The sequence below is a fragment of the Streptomyces sp. NBC_00005 genome, assembly GCF_045160215.1.
In the GTDB taxonomy this organism is placed as follows: domain Bacteria; phylum Actinomycetota; class Actinomycetes; order Streptomycetales; family Streptomycetaceae; genus Streptomyces.
Genome location: NZ_CP108316.1, coordinates 2,421,478 through 2,438,157, shown reverse-complemented (window position 1 = coordinate 2,438,157; position 16,680 = coordinate 2,421,478). Strand labels below are relative to the sequence as shown.

16 protein-coding genes are annotated in these 16,680 nt (G+C 72.0%); 5 read left to right on the top strand and 11 right to left on the bottom strand.

What is annotated here, in order from left to right; all coding sequences use genetic code 11:
- Window positions 1-133 precede the first annotated feature (133 nt).
- Entirely contained in the window at window positions 134-1,630 is a 1,497-nt protein-coding gene (locus tag OG303_RS11620; protein ID WP_405867541.1) for an MFS transporter, read from the bottom strand.
- Window positions 1,631-1,780: 150 nt separating this feature from the next.
- Between OG303_RS11620 and OG303_RS11615 the strand changes: the two genes are divergently transcribed.
- A complete protein-coding gene (locus OG303_RS11615) occupies window positions 1,781-2,761 on the top strand; it encodes an Lrp/AsnC family transcriptional regulator (protein ID WP_405867539.1) in 981 nt (326 codons plus the stop codon).
- A 98-nt stretch (window positions 2,762-2,859) separates the two neighbouring features.
- Here the strand turns inward: OG303_RS11615 and OG303_RS11610 are convergent, their stop codons facing one another.
- Window positions 2,860-3,723: a LysR substrate-binding domain-containing protein gene (locus OG303_RS11610; RefSeq protein WP_405867537.1), complete on the bottom strand. Its 864-nt coding sequence runs from the start codon at window positions 3,721-3,723 to the stop codon at window positions 2,860-2,862.
- Window positions 3,724-3,902: 179 nt separating this feature from the next.
- Here OG303_RS11610 and OG303_RS11605 point away from each other — a divergent pair, with 179 nt between their 5' ends.
- Window positions 3,903-4,925, top strand: a complete 1,023-nt coding sequence (locus OG303_RS11605) for a bile acid:sodium symporter family protein (protein WP_405877199.1) — start codon at window positions 3,903-3,905, stop codon at window positions 4,923-4,925.
- Here OG303_RS11605 and OG303_RS11600 read toward each other — a convergent pair.
- The 5 genes from OG303_RS11600 to OG303_RS11580 all read right to left on the bottom strand — a co-directional run bounded on the left by OG303_RS11600 (window position 4,861) and on the right by OG303_RS11580 (window position 10,236).
- Window positions 4,861-6,090: a DUF4185 domain-containing protein gene (locus OG303_RS11600; RefSeq protein ID WP_405867535.1), complete on the bottom strand. Its 1,230-nt coding sequence runs from the start codon at window positions 6,088-6,090 to the stop codon at window positions 4,861-4,863. The two genes, OG303_RS11605 and OG303_RS11600, sit on opposite strands and share 65 nt — an antisense overlap.
- Window positions 6,091-6,100: 10 nt before the next feature.
- A complete protein-coding gene (locus OG303_RS11595; RefSeq protein ID WP_405867533.1) occupies window positions 6,101-7,966 on the bottom strand; it encodes an exo-alpha-sialidase in 1,866 nt (621 codons plus the stop codon).
- Between the two features lie 105 nt (window positions 7,967-8,071).
- A complete protein-coding gene (locus OG303_RS11590) occupies window positions 8,072-8,851 on the bottom strand; it encodes a collagen-like protein (protein WP_405867531.1) in 780 nt (259 codons plus the stop codon).
- Window positions 8,848-9,120, bottom strand: coding sequence for a hypothetical protein (locus OG303_RS11585; protein ID WP_405867529.1), 273 nt, complete (start codon window positions 9,118-9,120; stop codon window positions 8,848-8,850). Before OG303_RS11585 ends, OG303_RS11590 begins: the two co-directional genes overlap by 4 nt.
- 198 nt (window positions 9,121-9,318) lie before the next feature.
- Window positions 9,319-10,236 carry a zinc-binding alcohol dehydrogenase family protein gene (locus OG303_RS11580; protein WP_405867527.1) on the bottom strand — a complete coding sequence of 306 codons (918 nt, stop codon included), beginning with the start codon at window positions 10,234-10,236 and terminating at the stop codon, window positions 9,319-9,321.
- 150 nt (window positions 10,237-10,386) lie between these two features.
- Between OG303_RS11580 and OG303_RS11575 the strand changes: the two genes are divergently transcribed.
- Window positions 10,387-10,824, top strand: a complete 438-nt coding sequence (locus tag OG303_RS11575; RefSeq protein ID WP_405867525.1) for a MarR family winged helix-turn-helix transcriptional regulator — start codon at window positions 10,387-10,389, stop codon at window positions 10,822-10,824.
- Window positions 10,825-10,843: 19 nt separating this feature from the next.
- Window positions 10,844-11,368 (top strand): isochorismatase family protein, encoded by a 525-nt coding sequence (locus tag OG303_RS11570; protein ID WP_405867523.1) that lies wholly within the window; start codon window positions 10,844-10,846, stop codon window positions 11,366-11,368.
- A gap of 26 nt (window positions 11,369-11,394) precedes the next feature.
- On the opposite strand, the gene OG303_RS11565 is transcribed toward OG303_RS11570, so the two are convergent.
- Window positions 11,395-12,114: an SDR family oxidoreductase gene (locus tag OG303_RS11565; RefSeq protein WP_405867521.1), complete on the bottom strand. Its 720-nt coding sequence runs from the start codon at window positions 12,112-12,114 to the stop codon at window positions 11,395-11,397.
- A 135-nt stretch (window positions 12,115-12,249) separates the two neighbouring features.
- On the opposite strand from OG303_RS11565, the gene OG303_RS11560 reads away from it, so the two are divergent.
- A complete protein-coding gene (locus OG303_RS11560; RefSeq protein WP_405867519.1) occupies window positions 12,250-13,059 on the top strand; it encodes a LysR family transcriptional regulator in 810 nt (269 codons plus the stop codon).
- Window positions 13,060-13,142: 83 nt separating this feature from the next.
- Here the strand turns inward: OG303_RS11560 and fdhD are convergent, their stop codons facing one another.
- From fdhD to OG303_RS11545, 3 genes are read right to left on the bottom strand one after another with little or no spacing between them, the layout of a single operon-like run.
- Window positions 13,143-13,991, bottom strand: coding sequence for a formate dehydrogenase accessory sulfurtransferase FdhD (fdhD, locus tag OG303_RS11555; RefSeq protein WP_405867517.1), 849 nt, complete (start codon window positions 13,989-13,991; stop codon window positions 13,143-13,145).
- Between the two features lie 8 nt (window positions 13,992-13,999).
- On the bottom strand, window positions 14,000-14,860 hold the full coding sequence (locus OG303_RS11550; RefSeq protein ID WP_405867515.1) for a 2Fe-2S iron-sulfur cluster-binding protein: 861 nt from the start codon (window positions 14,858-14,860) through the stop codon (window positions 14,000-14,002).
- Complete coding sequence (locus OG303_RS11545; RefSeq protein WP_405867513.1) at window positions 14,857-16,680, bottom strand: NAD(P)H-dependent oxidoreductase subunit E; 1,824 nt, start codon at window positions 16,678-16,680, stop codon at window positions 14,857-14,859. The genes OG303_RS11550 and OG303_RS11545 overlap by 4 nt, the downstream gene beginning before the upstream one ends.

The window sequence follows — 16,680 nt, the reverse complement described above, 5'->3', positions numbered from 1 at the left end:
CACGGCCGGAAAATACGCTCACATCCGGAAGGGTCGGACAGAAACCTGACGGTTGAGTAAGTTTCGGTCCCGTAATCTCCACTGAATCTGTACGACCTGGCTACGGCCCTCCGAGCCCATGTCAGCGGCCTCGTCAGCGGGGTTCGGCTCCCTCCTTCTCCAGCGTCGGAGCGGCCGATTCCGTCGCTCCCGTCCGAGCCGGCCGACCCGTCCTGACCAGGGCGATCACCAGCGCTCCGGCGACCGTCGCGGTCAAACCCGCCACCACCGCCGCGGTGTTGAGCCCCGACGCGAACGCGGCCCGCAGCACGTGTTCGGGGAAGGCGCCGCGCAGGGCCCCGGCCGCGCCGCCCGCGAGTGCGTGGGCCGCGTCGTGCGGCAGCGTGTCCTGCATGCGAGAGGTCAGCACGGTGCCGTAGACGGCGATGCCGAGCGCGTAGCCGAGCTGGCGGAAGGTGTTGACCGCGCCGCCCGCCATACCGGCCCGCTCCGGCGGTACGGCGGCCAGCGCGGCGCCCGCGAGGCCGGGCGAGACCAGACCCGTACCGACACCGACGAGCACAAGGCCCGGCACCAGCGCGGTCGCCGTCGAGCCCGCGTCCAGGCCGGTCATGCAGAACTGCCCCGAACCGATCAGCAGCAGCCCGCCGCCGATGGTGATCCGGGCCGGCACCCCGTGCAGCAGCCGCCCGCCGGCCGCCGCCACCACGAACGCCGACAGCGACATCCACAGGAAGACCAGCCCACCGCGCACGGGACTCATCCCGAGCAGCGTCTGCAGCCAGATCGAGTCGTACGCCATGAGGCTGAACGCCGCCCCGTTGAAGGCGAGCGCGCCCACCATGACGCCCGAGAACGCCGGCTTCAGGAGCAGCCGCGGATCCAGCAGCGGGTCGGCGCCGCGCCGCTCGACGGCGAGGAAGCAGCCCAGTGCCACGACACCGGCCGCGAAGGTGACGAGGGTGCCCGTCTCGCCCCAGCCGTGCTGTCCGGCGCGCACGGCGCCGTACGTCAGCGCGGCGGCGAAGGCCGCGAACGTGACCGTGCCCGCCCAGTCGATCCGCCGTGCCCGCGAACCGTGCGACTCCGGGACCACTCGCAGCGTGAGCCACACCGCGATCACGCTCACCGGCAGGTTGACGTAGAAGATCCACCGCCAGCCGGGCCCGTCCGTCAGCAGTCCGCCGACCACCGGGCCGACCGCGGCCGCCGCGCCGCTGACCGCGCCCCACACGCCGAGCGCCACCGAGCGCTGCTTGCCCTGGTAGATGGAGCCGAGCAGCGGCAGCGTCGTCGCGAACATCGCTGCCGCGCCGAGACCCTGCAGCCCGCGCGCGGCGACCAGCATCCCCGGCCCGCTCGCGACGCCGCACAGCAGCGACGCCGACGCGAACACCACCACGCCCGCGACGTGCACCCGGCGCCGCCCCAGGATGTCGGCCGCGGCACCGATCCCCAGCAGCAGCGCGGCCAGCGCCAGCGCGTACCCGTCCATCACCCACTGCAGATCGCTCAGCGACGCGTGCAGCGACCGGGCCATGTCCGGCAACGCGACCACCGCGATCGTCACGTCCAGCAACAACATGAACGTGCCCATGCATATGGCCGTCAGCGGCCCCCATGTACGCATGTCCTCGACTCCCTCTGCTTCCTGCTTCTTCCGCTTGCTTCTTCTGCGTCGGATGCGCATGCCTCCGTATGTCTCCGTACGATGGGTGAGCCGCGGCTGATCGCGGCGGAAACCGGCGGCTCGGCGACGGAATCCGACAGGAGTGCCGCGATGGAGATGGAATCCCACACCTTCGACCAGCTCGACCTGCAGGTGCTGTCGGCGCTCGAGGTCGACGGCCGGGCCTCCTTCAGCCGGATCGGGGCGGTGCTCGGCGTCTCGGACCAGACTGTCGCGCGCCGCTACCGCAGGCTGTGCGCCGAGGGAGGGCTGAGGGTCGTCGCGCAACGGGACGCCTACGCCCTCGGCCAGGACCAGTGGATGCTGCGGGTGCGGTGCGCGCCCGACAGCGCCCTGGCCATCGGTGACGCGCTCGCCAAGCGCCCCGACACGTACTGGGTCGGGCTTGCCTCCGGCGGCACCGAGGTTCTCTGCCTGACCAAGCCGCGCAGCCCCGGCGACCAGGACGACCTGCTGCTCGGCAAACTGCCGCGTACCCCGAGGGTGATGGAGATCCGCGCCCACCAGCTGTTGCACCGGTTCTACGGCGGGGTCAACGGGTGGGTCAGCAAGTTCCGTGCCCTGACCGACGAGCAGGTCGCCGCCCTGAGCCCCGCGCCGGCACCCGAGCGGGGGCCGGCCCGCATCGACCCGGAGGACGAGCCGCTGCTGACCGTCCTGGAGCGGGACGGGCGCGCCACCTACCCCGAACTGCAGCGCGCCACCGGCTGTTCCGAGTCCGCGGCCAAACGCCGTTTGGCCGCCCTGCTTGCCTCGGGCGCCGTGTACATCGACGTGGAGTACGACCCGAGGATCTTCGACCAGCGGGTGGCGGCCCTCCTGTGGATCACCACCTCGCCCGCCGCTCTGCACTCCGTCGGCGAGGCCATCGCCGACCACGACGAGGTCGCCCATGCCTCCGCGACAGCGGGCGCGACGAACATCGTCGTGAGCGTGCTGGCCCGGCGCACGGCGGACCTCTATGCCTACCTGAGCGGGCCGCTGGGCCGGCTGGAGGGCGTCCAGCAGGTGGAGGCGACGCCGTTTCTGCGGCGGGTGAAGCAGCTGACCTACCCCTTGCCCACCCGCTAGGGCCTGTTGCGAGAGTCCCGTCGTCCGCCCGTGGGGCGGGCCCTGCGGCGAGAGTGCGTGCAGGCGTCGCGGGGCAGGCGGGACTCTCGCAACAGGCCCTAACGCCGCTGCAGTCGCTCCCCGCCCGTCAGGATCGCGCCCGCGAGCGCGTCCGCCGCGTCCTGTGCCGAGGCGCGGCGGTGGCCGTGGACGAGGACGAAGTCGACGCGGCCGAGTTCGGGGAGTCCGAACCGGTCGGGGACGCGGACCAGGCCCGGCGGGACGAGGCCGCGTGAGTGCGCCATCACGCCCAGGCCCGCGCGGGCGGCGGCGATCAGGCCGTTGAGGCTGCCGCTCGTGCACGCGATGCGCCAGTTGCGCCCCTGCCGCTCCAACGCCTCCAGAGCGAGCGCACGGGTGATGCCCGGCGGCGGATACACGATGAGCGGCACCGGGCGGTCGGCGTCCAGACGCAGTCGTTCCGCCCCGATCCACACCAGTTCGTCGTGCCAGACCAGCTCGCCCCGCCGGTCCTCGGGGCGCCGCTTGGCCAGCACCAGGTCCAGCTGCCCGGACTCCAGCTGTTCGTGCAGCGTGCCGGACAGCTCGACCGTCAGCTCCAGGTCCACCTCGGGATGGTCGTACCGGAAGCCCTCCAGGATCTCCGGCAGGCGGGTCAGCACGAAGTCCTCGGAGGCGCCGAAGCGCAACCGGCCGCGCAGCCGCGTGCCCGTGAAGAACGCCGACGCCTGCTCCTGCACCTCCAGGATCCGCCGCGCGAAGCCGAGCATCGCCTCGCCGTCCTCCGTCAGCTCCACGGAGTGGGTGTCCCGCGTGAACAGCTGGCGCCCGGTGGCGTCCTCGAGCCGCCGCACGTGCTGGCTGACCGTCGACTGACGCAGCCCGAGCCGCCGCGCGGCCTGCGTGAAGCTGAGGGTCTGGGCGACCGCCAGAAAGGTGCGCAGGTGGGAGGGGTCGTACATACGGGCAACGGTAGCGGGTTATCGCGGATCGTGATGACAGTCAGAGGGGTATGACGGATTCCCGATCAGTTCCCGGAGGAGGACGATGAGCGGGGGTCCTCCGGGCCCGCACAGATACCGGACCGCCGACAGCAATCAGCACGTGGAGCACCGTGAAACGCCTGCAATGGCCGAGTTGGATGCCGATCGACCCGTACATCCTGCTACTGCTGGGGACGGTGGGTCTCGCGGCGCTCCTCCCGGCGCGCGGGGTCGCGGCCGACGTGTCCTCCGGTGCCTCCACGGCTGCGATCGCCTTCCTCTTCTTCCTGTACGGTGCCCGGCTGTCCACCCGTGAGGCGATGGACGGGCTCAAGCACTGGCGGCTCCACGCCACGGTCCTTGCCTGTACGTTCCTCGTCTTCCCGCTGCTGGGTCTGGCCGCCCGCGGCCTCGTCCCGGCCCTCCTGACCCACCCGCTCTATCAGGGCCTGCTCTTCCTCACGCTCGTCCCGTCGACCATCCAGTCCTCGATCGCCTTCACGTCGATCGCCCGCGGAAACGTGCCTGCAGCGATCTGCGCGGGCTCCTTCTCGTCCCTGGTCGGCATCGTCGTCACGCCGCTCCTCGCGGCCGCCGTGCTGGGCAACAGCGCCGGCGGGTTCTCGGTCGACTCGCTCGTCCAGATCGTGCTGCAGCTGCTCGTGCCGTTCCTGGCCGGGCAGGTGCTGCGCCGGTGGATCGGAGGGTTCGTCGCCCGGCACAAGAAGGTCCTCGGTCTGGTCGACCGCGGGTCGATACTCCTCGTCGTCTACACGGCGTTCAGCGAGGGCATGGTCCAGGGCATCTGGCACCAGGTGAGCCCGACCCAGCTGGGCGGCCTGCTGGTCGTCGAGGCCGTGCTGCTCGCGGTGATGCTGGTCCTGACCTGGTACGGCGGCCGGGCGCTGCGGTTCAACCGCGAGGACCGGATCGCCATCCAGTTCGCAGGCTCCAAGAAGTCCCTGGCCGCCGGACTGCCCATGGCGAGCGTCCTGTTCGGCGCGCACGCCTCGCTGGCCGTGCTGCCGCTGATGCTCTTCCACCAGATGCAGCTGATGGTGTGCGCGGTGATCGCCAAGCACCGCTCCCACGACCCTCGTGAGGACGCGGGGGAAGTCAGCGTGTCCGCGCCAGCCGCACCGTCACGAACCGCGGTCGGTACAGGGTCACATTCGCGTTGATGCTCGCCGAAGCACCGGTCGTCTCCAGCCAGTTGACGTCGTAGCTCAGCACCAGCCGTCCGTCGCCGCTCAGTTCGGGATGCACCTGCGGGTTGTACGCGGCGACCCCGGCGCGCGGCAGCGAGGGGCTGAAGTTCTTCGTCGGCCCGTGCCACGGCCCGGTGGGGGAGCAGGCCCAGTACGACGTCACCGTCGTCAGCCCCTCGGTGCCCGCGGCCATCGTGAACAGCACGTACGTGCCGCCCTCGCGGACGACCGAGAACGCGCTGCCCACTCCGGTGCGCTGCCCGTCGCCGAGCACCGCGCGCGGGCGCGCACCGGCCGCCCAGGCGGATCCGTTCCAGTACTGCCAGGCGCCCGGCTCCCCGAGCCGTCCCTGCGGCACCCGCGCGACATACGCCGACGAGGCCGGCCGGGACGCGGCCTGCCCGTCGTCGCCGCCGAACACGTAGGTCCACCCGCCCTTCTCGGCCAGCGTCGTGCCGAACAGGACCCGCCGGGAGGGATCGGGCACCAGGCTCTGGTCGAGCACCTTCACGACCGACTCGACCCGCAGCTCGGGCAGGGAGAGGGTGGCGACCTCGGTGGCGGTGGGCACCCCGTAGATCCACGGCGACTGCCCGGCCGTGCGCACCCACAACAGCACCCGGACGACCTGCTCGGAGGAGCCGGGGGAACGGGGCTCGACCCGGGCGGCGACGGGCCAACGCCACTGGTTCGGGGCGGGGTCGGGGAAGAGAGGGGCGGCAAGCGTGCTCCGCAGCCGGCCCTTTGCGTCCATCACCACGGCGGAGTTGCGCACCAGCGGGGCCGTCGTGTCCCGCCAGGCGGACGACTCGCCGACCGGGTTGGGCGGGCCGTGCACCTGGCCGAGGTAGGTGTCGGAGAACAGCCACAGCAGCCGCCCGTCCGGCAGCCGCACGGAGTGGGTGCCGTCGCCGCCGGTCCAGTCGTCGGTGCGGGTCGCGTCGTCGCCGTAGCGGGAGAACTCGCCGGTGAGACGGTCGTCGGCCGACCACGAGGCGACCTTGTGCGGGCCGCAGCCGCCGCCCTCCCGTTCGCCGTCGTCCGGGAGGGCGGTGAGCAGCACGGCGCCGAGAACCAGGGTCAGCAGCAGGCCGAGGCCGGTTCCCGTCCGCTGTCGTGCTCGTACGTCGTCGGGCACCCACGGGACGTTAGTGGCTGCCGCTCACACGGTCCATGGGCAGCCACAGGACGGTGTCCTTCAACGAGGTGTCGCGGGTGGCGAGTTCCTCGTCGCCCAGCGCCCGGTCCCACACATGGACGTCGTCGATCGCGCCGGTGAAGAAGGCCCGGCTGTCCATGCGCTGCCCGATGTGCACGCCGAACGGCGAGTTGCGGCTGACCGAACCCGGTACGTCGGCGACGGCGGACCGCACACCGTCGACGGAGATCGTCAACTGTCCACCGCCGCGCCGCAGCGCCAGATGGTGCCACTCGCCGTCGTTGTACGCACCGGCCGTGCTGACGGACGCCGACCGCGGGGCCGCCGCGCCGTCGCGCACGGTGATCAGACCCTGGATGCGATGGTTCGCGGGATCGCCGCGCAGCCAGACCTGCGGCTGAGTGGTGCCGATCCCGCCCATCCACAACAGCGGCTGCTCACCGCTCGTGGCCGTGTACCGGAACCACAGCGACGCCGTGAAGTCCTTTGCCCCGAGCGGCAGTTGGTCCCGATACGGCAGGCGTACGGCGTCGTCGGCGCCGTCGAACTCCAGCGCCCCGCCGAACACGCCGTCCGTCCTGCGGGCGCCGCCGAGCACGGCCGCCGGTGAGGCGTGCCGGGCGCGGTCGACCGTGGTCGGATCGGGGCCGCGACGCGGTTGCAGCCAGTCCTGTGTGAAGCGGGCGAAGCGGATCTCGTCGCGCGCGTCCACGGCTCCGCCCTCGTACATCAGCCCCACGGTGTCGTCGTCCACGCGCACCATGTCGGAGTAGCCCGACCAGTCCGTGGTGACGACTGTGCCGCGGTCCACGCTGTCCCAGGTGCGTCCGCCGTCGTAGGAGGAGCGGATCATCATGGTCCGGCGGCGGTCGGGGTCGCCGGGACAGGCCAGCAGGATGCGGTCGCCCAGGCGGAGCATCGAGCCCTGCACCTGGGGCGCGTAGAGGTCCGGGAGGTCGCGGAAGGGCGCGGCGAAACTGTCCCCGCCGTCGCGGCTGACCGCCTGGGTGCGGTGGCCGAGATCCGTGCCGTCCTGCTCGCGGCCGCTGACAAGGACGGAGCCGTCGGTGCGCTCGGTGAGCGTGACCTCGGAGGGCTTCTGCCGGAAGGTGCCGTCGTCGGCGATCGGCCAGGAGTCCGTGGCGCCGATCCGCCAGTGGTCGCCGCCGTCGTCGCTGACGATCAGCGCCGCGTGGTTGGCGGTGACCCGACTCCCGTTCCAGGTCTCGGTGTTGACGCCGAAGACCAGCCGGCCGGCCTGCCTGCCGCGGGTGAGCTGGATGCCGTGCACGGGGCCGGTGGCGTACCAGGAGTTCCAGTTCGCGGGCAGGATCTCGGAGCTCAGGTCCCGCGGCTGGGACCAGGTGCGTCCGTCGTCGTCGCTGTACTGCAGGTGCGGGGTGCGGTCGCAGGGCACCGCGCAACTGGCGCCGTCCGCACGGCCCGTGTTGTACGTCTCGGCCAGCAGGATGCGGCCCGTCTCGCGGTCCACGATCGGCGCCGGGTTGCCGTGCGTGTCGCCGCCACCGTGGTTGACGACCTGGAGCGGGCCCCAGGTGCGGCCGCCGTCCGTGGAGCGCTTGAGGACGATGTCGATGTCGCCGGCGTCCCCGCAGTTGAGGACCCGGCCCTCGGCGAACGCCAGCAGCGTGCCGTCGGCGGTCTTCACGACGGCCGGTATGCGGAAGCACGCGTAGCCGGGGTCCTGGGAGGCCTTGAAGATGACCTGCTGCTCGAAGTCACTGGTCTGGGTGGGGGGTTGGGCGTGTGCGGGATTCGGCATTGCGGCCAGTGCCGCGGTGACGACGACCGCCGTCACGACGGCTCTCAGACGTGCGCGAAGACTTGACGGCATGGTGCGAACCTGCCCTTCAGCGTCTGGACATCAGGACATCCAACGTCCAACGTGCGCGTCACAGAGGTTAGTTGGGGTGCCTGGAGCCTCACAAGAAGCGTGCAGCTACTCGACAGGATCGCGGCGCCGCAGGACCGGGAGGATCGGAAGTACGGCCGCGGGATTGGGACTCGGCGCCGGAGCGCCCGCGCCCGCCTTGCGGCAGACCAGTGCGTCCGGGTCGGTGGCGGGGATCTGGAGCGTGTAGCCGTCGGGGCAGGCGGGGCCCGGGTCGCCCTTGGGACCGGGGTCCCCCTTCTCGCCCTTGGGGCCCTGGAGGCCCTGGGAACCCTGGGAACCCTGGGTGCCGTCGACGCCCGAGCGGCCCTCGGCACCGGTGGCTCCGTCGGTCCCCCGGGGGCCGGGGTCCCCGGGCGGTCCGGACGGGCCCGGGGAGCCTTCCTGCCCTTCCGGTCCCTCGGGTCCCGGTGGCCCCGACGGGCCCGGCTCGCCGCGCGGCCCGCTCGTGCCGCTGGCACCGGTGGCTCCGGGCTCGCCGCCGGCGCCCGTGGCGCCGCGCTCGCCCTTCTCACCGCGGGCGCCGGGCAGGGCCGCCGGCACCCGGATCCGGTCGAGCAGGTCGTCGACCGCCTCGGACGGGTCGGGTGCGGCCGGGGTGCCGCCGCCCGCCCGGACCTGGGCGCGCAGGGCGCGGACGTCCCCGGCGAGCGTGGACACGGCCTGGCCGCGGCGGTCGGCCTCGTCCTGCATCTGGTCGGCGCGGCGGTCCCCGGCGTCGATGCGCGCCCAAAGGATCACAGCGATACCGGAGAGCGCGATCAGCACGCAGACGAGGAAGACGCTGCGCCAGCGCGGGGCGAGCAGCCGCTCGAAACGGGCCCTCACGGCGCACCTCCCAGTCGGTGGATGTCTAGCCTGAGCCGCGCGATCTCCGACTGATCGGCGGTGTGCAGCGTGGACAACTCGCTGATGCGGCTGTCCCGTTCGGCGACCTGTCGTTCCAGACGGTCGCGCTCGGTCTGCAGTTTGTCGGTCAGGCTGGAGTAGCCGCTCAACGCGGTCTCCCCGCGCTTGCCCAGGTACGCCACGGCGGCTGCCCCCAGAACGCCCGCGGCTGCCATTAACGAGCCGAGCAAGGTGGTGCCGGCATCCAAGTGACTGCCTCCTACTTGGACGACGGGCCGCACTGGCCGCGACCCGTAGAACTCACCCCACGTAACGAGCCACTCCCCAGCGGGGTGTGCGGTGACGGGCGACTACGCCGGACGGGTGGTGACGCAGCGTCAGCGCTGACGCATAGATGCAGATTTCGGCCGAGCGGAGGCGGATTCGCGGGGTGCGGAGGCGGGACTTCAGGGGCGCAGGACCACCTTTCCCAGGTTGCTCCGCGACTCGATCACCGTGTGTGCCTTCGCCGAGTCCCCGAGCCCGAACTCCCCGTGCACGGCGGGCTTCAGCGCACCCTGCGCGAACAGTAGCCACAGCTCACGACGCCAGAGCTCGTACAACTCCGGCTCGCCGCGGGCGATCCGCGCCATCTGGAAGCCGATCACGGACTTGGCGCCGACGAGCAGGTCGTACGCCTGGATCGTCCCGCCGCCCGAGCTGTACGCCACCAACCGCCCGCCGGGAGCGAGTGCGGCGACGGCCGGGGTGAGCAGTTCGCCGCCGACCGCATCCAGTACGTAATCGACGGGATCTCCCCAACTGTCGTCGTCGTACACGACCACGTCGTCGGCGCCGAGAGAGCGCACGAAGTCGGCCTTGGCCGGATCGGACACGGCCCCGACCACCCGGGCCGCGCCCCGCAACCCGGCCAACTGCAGGGCCAGATGGCCGACTCCGCTCGCGGCGGCCGTGACCAACGCCGTCTCGCCCGGCTCGGGGCGGGCGGCCTCCAAAGCGCCGAGGGCGACGAGGCCGCTGCGGACGAGGGCGACCGCGTCCACGGCCGAGGCGCCGTCCGGTACCGGAGAGGCCATGGCGTCGTGCAGGAGCGCGAAGTCGGCGTAACCGTGCCCGAAGCACAGCCCGGTCACGCGGTCGCCGGTGCGGAAGCGGGTGACGCCGTCGCCGACGGCCACGACCTCGCCCGCGATCTCGCCGCCCAAGGGGATCGGCTCGGCGGCCTCGGTGACCTTGCGGACGACGGGGAGCGTGACACCGACCGCCTCGCAGCGGACGAGCAGTTCGCCGGGACCGGGCTCGGGGACCGGGGTCTCCTCCATGAACAGGGGGCCGCCGGCGGATTCGTAGCGGACTCGGCGCATGGCACCTCCACGGGTGTGGGGATCCGCGACTCTCCGTGACCCTGCGCGAGTGTTCATGAGGCGTCGGGGCTCCCGCCAAATTCGTTGGGAGCCCCAACGGTATGTCAAGATTCGTTGGGAAGTCCAATGACTTTTCGCTAGGCTGTCGGCATGCCCGAAGCTCCGCTCGCAGCGATCCGTTCCCTCCCCAGCTGGCTGCTCGGCCGTGCCGCCGCCCGCGGCCGGGCCCTGGTGGCCGAGGCGCTGGCCGCGGAGGGCCTGAAGATGTGGCACCACGTGGTGCTCTCCGCCGTCCGCGATCTCGCCCCCGTCGCCCAGGCGGATCTCGGCCGCAGCGTTCGGCTCGACCCCAAGGACCTGGTCGGGATCCTCAATGACCTGCAGTCCGCGGGTCTCGCCGTCCGCGAGCCGGACCCCGGGGACCGGCGCAAGAACGCGGTGTCACTCACCGAGCAGGGCGCACGGCTGCTGAAGCGCTGCGAGCGGGCGGCCCGCACGGCCAACGACGAACTGCTCGCACCGCTCTCGACGGCCGAACGCGACCAGTTCATGAGCCTGTTGATCCGGATTTCCGGTACGGACGGCTGACGGCCGATAACGTTCCGTCATGACCGCACCCCTCGCCCTCGATCCCGCGCGCAGCGCCCTCGTCCTGGTCGATCTGATGGACCGGATCGTCGCGCTGCCCCTGGAGCCCCGCAAGGGCACCGAAGTCCTGTCCGCCGCCCAGGAGTTGGCGACCGCCTTCCGCTCGGCGGGCGCGACCGTCGTCCTCGTCCGCGTCGAACGCCAAGGCGTCGCCGAACAGCCGCCCGGCAGCGGGCTGGTGGCGGGACTCGCCCGGGACGGCGACCTGGAGGTGGTGAAGCGCACGATCGGCGGCTTCCAGGGCACCGGCCTCGACGACCTCCTGCGTGAACGCGGCGTCGGCACGCTCGTGTTCGGCGGCATCGCCACCAACCTCGGCGTCGAGTCCACCGCCCGCGCCGCCGGGGATCTCGGCTACGACCTGGTCTTCGTCCAGGACGCCATGGCCGCGTTCACGGCCGCCGAGCACGAGGCGTCGGTGCGGCTGGACTTCCCGCGGCTGGGGACGGTGGTGACGGCGGCCGAGGTGCGGTTCGTGGCCTGAGCCCCGGACCAGCTCCCGTCGTGGCCTCAGACGAGCGTTCCGCCGCCGTCGACCGTGACGACCGAGCCGGTGCTGTAGCCGCCGCGCATCAGGTACAGGTACGCCTCGGCGACGTCGGCCGGCTCGCCGACCCGGCCGACGGGGAGCGAGCCGGCGGCGGACGCGTACAGACCGTCGCGCTCCGCCTGGGGCAGGTCGCGCCACAGCTCGGTGCGGATCACTCCGGGTGAGACGACGTTGACGCGGACCGGGGCGAGCTCCAGGGCCAGCGCGCGGGTGAGTGACTCCATCGCCCCGCACAGGCTCGCCGCGACGGTCGTGCCCGGCATCGGGCGCCGGGCGGCGGTACCCGTCGTCAGGACGACGGAGCCGCCGGGCCGGATCGACGGGGCACCGTGCCTGACGGCCGAGTACGCGCCCCACAGCCGCGTGTCCAGGAAGCGCCGGGCCCGCCCGAGGTCCGACTCGGCGAGGCTCCCCAGCAGCAGCGACTCACCGGCCGTGTAGACGAGGTGGTCGAAGCCGCCGATCCGCCCGAAGAAGCCGCGTACGGTCTCCTCGTCGGTCGCGTCCAGGACGTGCCCCTCGGCACTCTCCGGCAGCCGCTTCAGCGCGGCGTCCACGCTCTCCTGCCGACGCGAGGCGACCACCACCTCCGCACCCTCCCGCGCCGCGGCCTCCGCGACCGCCAGTCCGATTCCCGCCGTACCGCCGATGACGACGATCCGCTGTCCTCGCAGGCTCATGCCGTGTTCCTTCCGTGGTTGCCCGGCCCGAAGTGGTCCGACGCCATCCAGCCTGCGGTCGCTCCCGTTCCGCCGTCCAAGACCTCTTTCGGCGGTGGCGATACCCTGAAGGCATCGCCGAAGGAAGGGGCGGCCATGGACCTCGACCTGCGGAAGGTGCGCTATTTCGTGGCGGTGGCGGAGCTGCTGCACTTCGGGCGGGCGGCGGAGCAGCTGCACATCGCACAGCCGGTGCTGAGCCGTCAGATCCGTTCCCTGGAGAAGGACTTGGGCGCCGCCCTCTTCGAACGTGACAGTCACGGTGTCGCCTTGACTGCCGTCGGACGCCAACTCCTGGACGACGCACGCCCGTTGCTCGCCTCGGCGGATGCCGTCCGCCGCCGGGCGCACCGGGCCGCCCGCGGCACGCGCCGGTTCGTCGTCGGCTTCCGGGCGGGTGTCGTCGTCACCCACGCCGTGCGTGCCTTCGGCGCCGCCCACCCCGACGTCGACGTCCAGGCCCGCCGCGTCGAATGGGACGACCAGGAACAGCTGATCCTCGACGGGACGGTCGACCTCGCCTATGTACGGCGGCCGATCCGCGAGCAGGGTCTGACGCTGTCCCCTGTGTGTACCGAGGCCAGGGTGGCGATGCTCCCCGCCGAGCACCGGCTGTCGGGCAAGCAGGAACTCGTCCTCACCGACCTGGACGGCGAGACCTGGCTGCGCTACGTCGATCCGCGGCCCGACGACGTACCGATCCGCACGATCGAGGAGAAGTTCGAGCGCGTGGCAGCCGGCACCGGCATCACGCTCGTCCCGGTGTCGATCGCCGAGCAGTACTCCCGCCCGGACATCACCTACGTACCCGTCGTGGACGCGGAGCCCGACGAGGTTCTCCTCGCCTGGGACGCGAGCCGCCGCTCACCGCTGATCACGGCCTTCGTGGCAGCCGCACAAGGCTGAGCACGAGGTTGAGGCGGGGCCCCTGCGGCGCAGGGGGCGCTCCCCGCCGGTCGGGGCCCCGCCGCCGTGTCGCGGAGAGCCGGTCACCCCTGGGCGGCCGCGGTCCGCAGAGCGATGCGGTCCTCGCCCGCGTACACGTTCATGGAGCTGCCCCGCAGGAAGCCCACCAGGGTCAGGCCCGTCTCCGCGGCCAGGTCCACGGCCAGCGAGGACGGGGCCGAGACCGCCGCCAGGACCGGGAGCCCGGCCATGACGGCCTTCTGTGCCAGCTCGAAGGAGGCCCGGCCCGAGACCAGGAGGAGCGTGCGCGACAGGGGCAGGTCGCCGTTCTGCAGGGCGCGGCCCACCAGCTTGTCGACCGCGTTGTGCCGGCCCACGTCCTCCCGGATGTCGACCAGCTCGCCGTCCTCCGTGAACAGGGCCGCCGCGTGCAGACCCCCGGTCCGGTCGAAGACCCGCTGGGCCGCGCGGAGACGGTCGGGGAGGCTCGCGAGCAGTTCGGGTTCGACGCGGACCGGGGGAGTGTCGGCTATCGGCCAGCGGGCCGTCGTCCGGACCGCGTCGAGGCTCGCCTTGCCGCACAGGCCGCAGGACGAGGTGGTGTAGACGTTCCGCTCGAGCGTGATGTCGGGGATCACGACTCCCGGCGAGGTCCGCACGTCCACCACGTTGTACGTGTTCGAGCCGTCCACGGTCGCGCCCGCGCAGTAGACGATGTTCTGCAGGTCGGATGCGGCCGCCAGCACACCCTCGCTCACCAGGAAACCGGCGGCCAGCGCGAAGTCGTCGCCCGGGGTGCGCATGGTGATCGCGAGCGGCTTGCCGTTCAGCCGGATCTCCAGCGGTTCCTCGGCGACGAGCGTGTCCGGGCGGGTGGAGATGGCCCCGTCCCGGATGCGGATCACCTTGCGTCGTTCCGTGACTCGTCCCATAGCGTGTCTCAGTCCCGGTTCTGTACGTGCTGGTAGCCGAAGCGGCCCTTGATGCAGAGGTTGCCGTGGGTCACCGGGTTGTCGTGCGGTGAGGTGACCTTCACGATTTCATTGTCCTGCACGTGGAGAGTGAGGTTGCAGCCCACTCCGCAGTACGCGCACACGGTCGTCGTCTCCCTCTGTGCCGACTCGTCCCACGTACCCGCCGCGCGCATGTCGAACTCCGACTTGAACGACAGCGCTCCCGTGGGGCAGACCTCGATGCAGTTGCCGCAGTACACGCACGCCGAGTCGGTGAGCGCGGCGTCGTGCTCGACCGCTATCCGGGCGTCGAAGCCGCGGCCGGAGACCGAGATGGCGAAGGTGTTCTGCCACTGGTCGCCACAGGCGTCCACGCACTTGTAGCAGAGGATGCACTTGTCGTAGTCGCGCACATACAGATCGTTGTCGACCTTGGGTTCCTCGCCCAGGCGGGCCGCGTCGGGGCCGAAGCGGTCCGGCTTCGCCTCGTACTCCTTGATCCATTCGGCGACTTGTGGAGTCGTCGACAAGTCGACCGAGGACGCGAGGAGTTCGAGAACGATCCTGCGGCTGTGGCGGGCCCGTTCCGTGTCGGTACGGACCTCCATGCCGGGCTCGGCCCTGCGGGAACAGGCCGGGACCAGGGTGCGGGAACCCTCGACCTCGACGACGCACACCCGGCAGGCGTTCTTCGGGGTGAGCGTGTCGCCCTCGCAGAGGGTCGGTACGCCCTTTCCGGCTGCCCGGCAGGCGTCGAGAATCGTCGAGCCCTCGGGAGCCCGGACCGCCTCGCCGTCGATCGTGAATTCCAGCAGCCGGCGCGGGATCCCCAGCGGTGTCACGGTCATTCGTACGCCCCCAGACGGTCGATGGCGGATTCCACGGCGTTCCACGCGGTCTGCCCGAGACCGCAGATCGAGGCGTCCCGCATCGCGCGGCCGACGTCCCTGAGCAGGGCGATGTCGTCGGCCGCGGCCGCGCCCGTGCGCTCCACGATCCGGTGCAGCGCCTCCTCCTGGCGCACGGTCCCGACCCGGCACGGCACGCACTGGCCGCACGACTCGTCGCGGAAGAACTCGGCGATACGGAGCAGGAGTCGGGGCAGCGGGACCGTGTCGTCGAAGGCCATGACGACTCCGGAGCCGAGCGTCGTGCCCGCCTCGCGGGTGCCTTCGAAGGTGAGCGGGATGTCCAGTTCGTCCGGCCGTACGAAGCCGCCCGCCGCGCCGCCGAGGAGCACCGCCCGTAGGCGGTCGCGTACGCCCGCCTGCTCCAGGAGATCGCCGAGCGTGGCGCCGAACGGCAGCTCGTAGATGCCCGGCCGCTCCACGCTCCCGGACACGCAGAACAGCTTGGGCCCGGTGGACCGCTGCGTGCCGATCTCCGCGTACGCCGGGGCACCCATGGTCAGGACGGGCAGCACGTTGATCAGCGTCTCGACGTTGTTCTCGACCGTGGGCTTGCCGAACAGGCCCTTCTCCACGGGGAACGGCGGCTTCGAGCGCGGCTCGCCCCGGTAGCCCTCGATGGAGTTGAACAGGGCCGTCTCCTCGCCGCAGATGTAGGCGCCGGCGCCGCGCCGGATCTCGATGTCGAAGGAGTAGCCCTGGCCGAGGACGTCGTCGCCGAGCAGACCGCGGGCGCGCGCCTGGTCGACGGCATGCTGCAAACGGTGTGTCGCGCGCGGATACTCGCCGCGCAGATACACGTGTCCCTGGTGCGCACCGGTCGCGTACGCCGCGATCGTCATCGCCTCGACCAGCGCGTACGGGTCGCCTTCCATGATCACGCGGTCCTTGAAGGTGCCCGGCTCGGACTCGTCGGCGTTGCACACCAGGTAGTGGGGGTGGTCGGGCTGCGACGCCGTGGCCTGCCATTTGCGGCCGGTGGGGAAGGCGGCGCCGCCGCGCCCGACCAGGCCGGAGTCGGTGACCTCGCGGATCACTCCGGCGGGACCGAGTTCGAAGGCCCGGCGCAGTGCGGTGTAGCCGCCGTGGGCGCGGTAGTCGTCGAGGGACGAGGGATCCACGACGCCCACGCGGCGCAACAGGGTCAGCGAGGGGTCCCCGGCCTGGGGCACCGCCATCGCCGCCGGCGGTTCCTGGGGCGCCGAGTCGGGCGCGCTCGCGGCGAGGACGGCCGCCTCGGCCGTCGCGGGCGCCGACACCGCCGTACGCACCGGATCGCCCGCCTTGATCGCGAGCGCGGCCGGAGCCCGCTCGCACAGGCCGAGGCAGGGGCTGCGCTCCACCTGCACACCGCTGCCGAGCCCGAGCCGAGCCTCGACCCCGGCGCACAGCTCGGACGCCCCGGCCGCCGCGCACGCGAGATCCGTGCAGACGTGGAGCACGGTCGCCGGGCGCGGGCTGACCGAGAACATCGCGTAGAAGGTGGCGACGCCGTACGCCTCCGCCGGCGGCACGGTCAGCCGCCGGCACAGGTAGTCGAGGGCGCCCTCGCTGATCCAGCCGATCCGGTCGTTGATCGCGTGCAGCCCCGGCAACAGCAGCTCGCGCCTCTCCCGGGCCTCGCGGCCGCCGCGCGCCCACCTCAGATCGGCGTCGGAACGGTCCGCCCCCTCCCACGAGGACTCCGGGGGGCCCAACAGGGCGTCCACGGCGGCCCGTTCGTCGTCCGTCGGCTTGCTGTCGCCGAAGTGCAGGTCCAC